Source organism: Chloroflexota bacterium (assembly GCA_026389585.1).
Classification (GTDB): Bacteria; Chloroflexota; Dehalococcoidia; order UBA2247; family RBG-13-53-26; genus JAPLHP01.
Genome location: JAPLHP010000021.1, coordinates 1 through 6,118 on the forward strand (window position 1 = coordinate 1; position 6,118 = coordinate 6,118).

A 6,118-nucleotide genomic window follows, 5' to 3' on the forward strand; every position below is an offset into this window, starting at 1 on the left:
TCCAAGACGTCTGCCGTGCTATAGACTCTTTTACCCTGGCACATAACGAACATGCAGAACCCTTCGAATGGACCAAGAGAGTAATACACCCTGGTCACCTAAAACATATGTATGGAGATTTATGCAACTAAGTACTAGTGCTTAGTTGCAAGAACAGGCGTCATTCTCTTTGCTAGAGGAGACCCTTCGGCTTCGCTCAGGGTGACATATCGCCAACTGTGTCATTCTGAGCGCAGCGAAGAATCTCGATTGTTACGCTTACTTGTGCAACCAGACAGCCCCAAGGCGTTGTTAATATAGCATCATGTATGACAAGGCCTGTTGCAGGTAGAAGGCTAGCCCTTTATAACTCCGATGATTTCGCGCATATCAGGTAGTTGACGTATCTCATACACTTTGACGAAGGCAATTTTGCCGTTCTCGTCCACGATGATATTTGCCCTCTCAGAGAAACCGTTCTTCTCTCTGAAAATGCCGTAAGCGCCCGCAACCTGGCCGTGTGGCCAAAAATCAGATAGCAAACGTACGGCCTTAATTCCGAGATTATCAGCCCATGCCTTCTTCGATGGAACCGTGTCAACACTGAGTCCTACCGGGATTGTATTCAAGGATTCCAGAACCCCTCTGTTTTCTTCCAGTGATTGCATCTGCTTGGCACAGATTTCTGTCCAAGCAAGAGGGTGAAAGGATAGCAGGACTCGCCTCCCTTTTAACTCCGACAGCTTGAAATCTGTGCCGTTCTGATCTTTGAGCACTAATTCCGGCGCTGTTTCTCCTATGCTTGCCAACCTCTGTTTCTTGTCCATCGAGAAGACCTCCCTCTTACTCAGTTTTGCCAACGGTGGTACTCAGTCTATCCAGCGCTGTCTGGGCATCCGATATGGTCTCCAAAGCCTAGCCAAACATCAAAGAATAGTCAATGCCCCCTCGTTGGGCATCATTGGTGCCTGCATGAATGAAGCTGAGTGAATAACCCGGGAAATCCTCAAAGCACCACTATCCTAGCTGAGCAGAGCAGCCGGCGATGATTCCGCCACAACCCCCTTCGAGCCGACCTGGTAGTTCATCACTTCTTCGACATAGAGATTCAAGAGCTCCTGCACCTTTTCTCTGGAGAACATGGATGGCCTGTAGGTCAAAGAGATATTCAGGGTCCTGTTGTAGGTACTGAGGGCAAAGGCCAGTGTCCACGGGGTCGTCACTGGCGGTGCGCCAGTGATATTGAGTATCCTGGCCTTGCCTATGTGAGTGACAGCCGGTTCCTCGGAGCCTATCTTGGGCCAGATGACGCCGATATTGGTCACGTCAGGGCAATCACCATGTGTCCGCAGGAAAACCAGGAACCTGAAGACCTGCAGGTAGACGATCGGCGGGAGTCGGGTAAGAAAATAGAAGAAGTAGATCAGCGAGAAGGCCCTCCTGTTCATGGTCACAGAGAGCGTATATGCCCTCAACTTCTTCAGCAGCTTCGCCTGATCCGCCCTGTCTGCAGGCCAGGTAGTTGGGGAGATCCAGGATACCTGGTTTGAAACGACATGGCGAAACTCCTTGGGGCTGATATTCACAACGACCATGGCCCGCACCTTATTGCTGGCCTTTCCATGCATCCGATTCCATTTATCCACTATCCGGTAACACGACGCCAGAAGTATGTCGTTCACCTCGACGCCGGCCGATGTTGCTTTGGCTTCGATCTGCTTCAGTTTCTCTGGGCCTATAGTGGTATTGCAGAAGAAGGTATCTCTCGATCGCCCTGATTTATCATGGTAAAACCTCGACGGAGAAGGAACAGCCGCCAGAACCAGGCGGTAGACAGTATCGTAGATTATCTTCCAATAGTAGTTCTTTACCCTGGCCCTCTGGCTCTGGGCGAATTCAAACAGGGCATCCCCCTTGCGGGACAGGCGGATATCCTCCGGCGGCTTATAATCGCCGGGAACCTCATTGTTGTAGAACTCAATGATCTTCCTTATAAAGAACATAGCGTGGATCCCATCCGCTGCCGAGTGATGGAAAGTGAAAACCAGGGTGGATTGAGTCTCATTCTTCCTCAACAGAAGTACCCGGAAAGGGAACTCCTTCCTCAGATCCAGGGGCTTGTTCATCCATTCAAAGAGACATCGATCGTAGTCCGAATCCGGGATCTGAGCCAGACTCTGCACGGTGAGGACGCTGTTTCCGAGGTCATCCTGCACTTCGCGGTCAATCCTGAGGTACTTGCCCCGCAGGACTGTCCTCATTACGGGGTGGGCCATCTGGGCGGACACGATAGCCTGGTTCAATCTGGACGGGTCAATCTCGCCCTCGAGGTACAGGAAAGCGTGAATGATAAAGGGCTCGTTTACCTCCTGAAAGGCCAGGACGGTCCTGTCCATGCAATTGAGCGGTATCAATCTGCGAGACGCTTTCATCTTTCCTCGCTGATAATGACGTTGGGGATATGTGCCACACCCACCGTATGACCTGCACCAACTAATTCTATCACTCCAGCCTCAGCTTGGATACGAAGGGGGATAGACTGAAGTTCTGCAAGACGCCGGTGGGGACCAGTCACCCCTGGAGGAGGCGCAATCGGTGAAATGCCCCATACGACTAACATTACGACCGGTACCAAAAAGGGGGCAGCTCCAAATATGCCAGGTCTGACTCTGGAGGTGGTACAATGACTGGGGACTGGGGACCAACACCTCATGAAGCAAAGGTAAATAATGGCAGACACTATTGAGGGTAGAAACCCGGTAATTGAGGCACTAAAGTCTGGCCGTCCCATAAATAAAATATTGCTTGCCGGCGATATCGGACGGCATACCGCAGTTGCCCAAATATTGAACCTTTCTCAAGCCAGGGGGATACCCGTGGAATACGTGACCAGACGCGTTATTGATGAGTCGAGCACAACTTCTGCTCACCAAGGGGTCATTGCTTACGCGGCAGCCAAGGAATACATCTCCTTAGAGGACTTGCTCACTATCTCTAGAGAAAGGAACGAACCGCCCCTTTATTGTATCCTTGATGGTATTGAAGACCCCCAGAATCTGGGGGCGATTCTAAGGACCGCCGAGGCGAGCAGTATTCACGGTGTGATTATCCGTTCAAGAAGGGCTGTGGGGCTCACTGCTGCCGTGGCCAAGGCATCGGCTGGTGCTATAGAGTATGTGCCGGTGGCAAGGGTATCCAATATCTCCCAGACTATGGTGACACTGAAAAGAAATGGTGTCTGGGTTGTTGGCATAGACCCTGCCGGCAAAATAGACTACAGCCAGGTGGACTTTATGCTGCCGACAGCAATTGTCATAGGTAGTGAAGGCAAGGGACTATCGGATTTAGTCAAAAAAACGTGTGATTTTCTGGCGTCTATCCCAATGCTGGGGAAGATTACCTCACTTAACGCCTCTATTGCTGCGGCGTTAGTAATGTACGAAGCCTTGAAACAAAGAAGCCGGTAGTTTTTGTTCCTCAATCCCAGCGCTAGCGCGCCCGGGCAACAATTAGCCACTCTGTTCAATGCAATCTCCCGCTCCGAAACCAGGATGCAGATACCAGATACAATCGCAGCCCAGAAAACAGGTTTTCCGAAAGGCCCCTCTTTGTATCCAAGCTGAGGTTGGGGTGGTATGCAATGGCATTGAATACATGGCATATTCTGAACCAGAAGCCCTGGTGGCAACACCTATGCCCAGGGAACCGACAATGCCCCAAACTCCTGAAACAGCGGGTGACAACAAAGATTGACATGGGACTGGGAGTGAAGATGCAATTCAACAGAAGATGAGGGCGTTCTCTCTATCATGTGGTGAATTCTTGAGGTAAGATAATTGTCTAGGTGAGCAAGAGTCGGCCATCTGCCAAGCCGGGTAACTGGAGCTATCTGATGTACGAGGACACGCCCAGGTATGACCGGATTACGAAGATTATGATAGCTGCAATCTTGGGGGCTTTCCTTGTGACAGGGATTGGCCTGCTTTTCTTGCCAGACTCAACGAGGCCCTGAAAGCAGCTTAAGATTCACAGCAAGTGGCCTGGACAGCCTGAAGTTCTGCTAAGCACCGCACCTGGAGAGCCTACCAGCCATTTCTGTGCACTTTCGCTTCGTCGTATCGGCTGGACGGTTTGGGCTGCCTTACATCAGGATATCCGAAGGGAACAAAGGAGATTGGAATGACATGGTCTGGCAGATTCAGTAGCTTGCGCACTTCCGGAATAGAGTTGGGGAAGACAGCAGTCCAGACTCCTCCCAGTCCTTTAGCATGAACCGCCAGAAGAATGTTCTGTGTGGCAGCACAACAGTCATGCAGATAGAATCCCCCGAGCTTGTCCAGCTTCTTATCGCCGCAAACCAGTATCCCCACGGGTGCTCCATTGGGAGTATTGCCGTTGATCTTCACAAAGTCTTCGAGGATCTTACCGCTCAGCACCACAAACTGCCATGCTTGCTCATTCACCGCTGATGGGGCATTCATTGCCGCTTCCAGCACGTCTTTGATATCCGCATCAGAAACGGCATTGGATCTCCACTTCCTGACACTTCCTCGTGAAACAATCACTTCCAGGATGCTATCCATCTGTCCTCCATTTCTTCCCGCGCTTCTCCTTGGTGTGACCCGCCTGCCACCCATTGTACCACCCCCAACCTCAGATTGGATACAAAGGGAGCTTGGCTGGGGTTCTACGGGGCGATGGTGGGGTGAGGTCTGCTACCCAGGCCCCGAGACGGCTCTCTTGGGTTTCAGGGTCCTCAGCCATCCGGCCCATAAAAGGAGGACGAAGGCCATGTTGAAGAGATAGAAGTAGTCGTGCACATAGACGCCAGTGCGCCAGTCAATGTAAACGCTGATAGTGATGCGGAACAGATTGAAACAAACCAGGATGACGGTGCCAGCAGCCAGACCTAACAGCCGCTGTCGCCGCGTGGCTTTGAACTCTGCCATCACCAGGGCAAGATAAGCCCAGAAGAGCACCCCGCCCAGGCAGGCAACATCGATGGTATAGGCCACGGTGGGATTGTTGGTTGTGATGAGGGACCCTGAGACAGAAGTGTCGACACCGGCGCGGGTCAGTGTCCATCCCACGGACGCGGCGGTGAGTTGCTGCATGGTGCGATGGACGGAGGGCACGAGCCAGAGGAAGCCCATCTCCAAGCCCATAAGACAGAGGAAACTCACTCCGTAACGCACCAGGAAGCGCGCCAGTGGCTGCTTGAACCTCCGTGGGGCGATGTAATAGCCTGGTGCGCCAAACAGGGCTACAAGTCCCAGGAAGATGGCTAGCACCACTGGCCACGAGTTCAGGAAACTATGACGAATTTCCAGTAATCACCTGCCTCTTTGGTATTATTCGCTCCCAAACGAACATGGCTGCCTCATCTTCACAGCATAGGGCAGATTCAACGCCAAAACAAGATTAAATAAAACTGGGGTGGATAGTCTCTATCCACCCCAGCAGGGTACTTGTGATTGGCAATCTGCTAAGCCTTCGCCCGCCTCCTATAGATGGCGTAGCCGATCACTCCAGCAGCAGCCACAGCTATGGCTGCTATGTAGATGCTGGGGAAGACTGAGCCTGAATGCGCACCAGCGCCCGGGTCACCGATTTGCCACCAGGAAAGCGTAGAGTCCTGCCCATAGATAATGTTGTTTACGGTGTTCACCGAGGTTGTGACGTCCTTCCAGCCGGTTCCGCCACAATGGAAAAGCCTCAGGTTCTGCGCGTCCGATGTGCTTGATGGGTCATAGCTTCTGACCACAGTCACATTTCCGGTGTGGGTCGCATCGGTAGTGATATGGTACGTTGCACCTATGGGGCGGTATCCCGCAGGCAAACTCCCAGGGCCACTCCCACATGGTGCAGTCTCTTGCGTCACTGTTGTATTTCCTGCCACACTGACGTTGGCGAAAGTGATGGTCATGCCATTAAGCACGACCGTAACATTCGAGCCAACCGGCGTATTGGGCTGTGACGGAACATAGTTCACTTGATTATCCGTGCTGGTGGAGGCAGTGTTAGCGTTCCCCGCTGCATCGTGGGCTTTGTTCTGATCAATGCTGGCAATCACTGTGCCGTTGCCAGTCATGCCGCTGACCGCTACGTTATAGGTGGTGCCGCCGCCGCTAATCGTAGC

General features: G+C 52.3%; 6 protein-coding genes. 1 reads left to right on the plus strand and 5 read right to left on the minus strand.

Annotation, left to right across the window (positions count from 1 at the left end; all coding sequences use genetic code 11):
• Window positions 1–335 precede the first annotated feature (335 nt).
• Window positions 336–806: a peroxiredoxin gene (locus NTZ04_01735; GenBank protein ID MCX5991044.1), complete on the minus strand. Its 471-nt coding sequence runs from the start codon at window positions 804–806 to the stop codon at window positions 336–338.
• A gap of 195 nt (window positions 807–1,001) precedes the next feature.
• On the minus strand, window positions 1,002–2,411 hold the full coding sequence (locus tag NTZ04_01740) for a condensation domain-containing protein (protein MCX5991045.1): 1,410 nt from the start codon (window positions 2,409–2,411) through the stop codon (window positions 1,002–1,004).
• A 297-nt stretch (window positions 2,412–2,708) separates the two neighbouring features.
• Here NTZ04_01740 and rlmB point away from each other — a divergent pair, with 297 nt between their 5' ends.
• A complete protein-coding gene (gene rlmB, locus NTZ04_01745; GenBank protein ID MCX5991046.1) occupies window positions 2,709–3,446 on the plus strand; it encodes a 23S rRNA (guanosine(2251)-2'-O)-methyltransferase RlmB in 738 nt (245 codons plus the stop codon).
• 615 nt (window positions 3,447–4,061) lie between these two features.
• Here the strand turns inward: rlmB and NTZ04_01750 are convergent.
• The 3 genes from NTZ04_01750 to NTZ04_01760 all read right to left on the minus strand — a co-directional run.
• Window positions 4,062–4,562: a nitroreductase family protein gene (locus NTZ04_01750; GenBank protein ID MCX5991047.1), complete on the minus strand. Its 501-nt coding sequence runs from the start codon at window positions 4,560–4,562 to the stop codon at window positions 4,062–4,064.
• Between the two features lie 132 nt (window positions 4,563–4,694).
• Complete coding sequence (locus tag NTZ04_01755) at window positions 4,695–5,288, minus strand: archaeosortase/exosortase family protein (GenBank protein ID MCX5991048.1); 594 nt, start codon at window positions 5,286–5,288, stop codon at window positions 4,695–4,697.
• A gap of 176 nt (window positions 5,289–5,464) precedes the next feature.
• Window positions 5,465–6,118: hypothetical protein (locus tag NTZ04_01760; GenBank protein ID MCX5991049.1), on the minus strand; the 654-nt coding region annotated here is incomplete at its 5' end.

Excerpts from the sequence above, each read along its gene's own strand:
- NTZ04_01735 (MCX5991044.1), bottom strand. The coding sequence starts at position 806 with ATGGACAAGAAACAGAGGTTGGCAAGCATAGGAGAAACAGCGCCGGAA.
- rlmB (MCX5991046.1), top strand. The coding sequence starts at position 2,709 with ATGGCAGACACTATTGAGGGTAGAAACCCGGTAATTGAGGCACTAAAG.
- NTZ04_01750 (MCX5991047.1), bottom strand. The coding sequence starts at position 4,562 with ATGGATAGCATCCTGGAAGTGATTGTTTCACGAGGAAGTGTCAGGAAG.
- NTZ04_01740 (MCX5991045.1), bottom strand. The coding sequence starts at position 2,411 with ATGAAAGCGTCTCGCAGATTGATACCGCTCAATTGCATGGACAGGACC.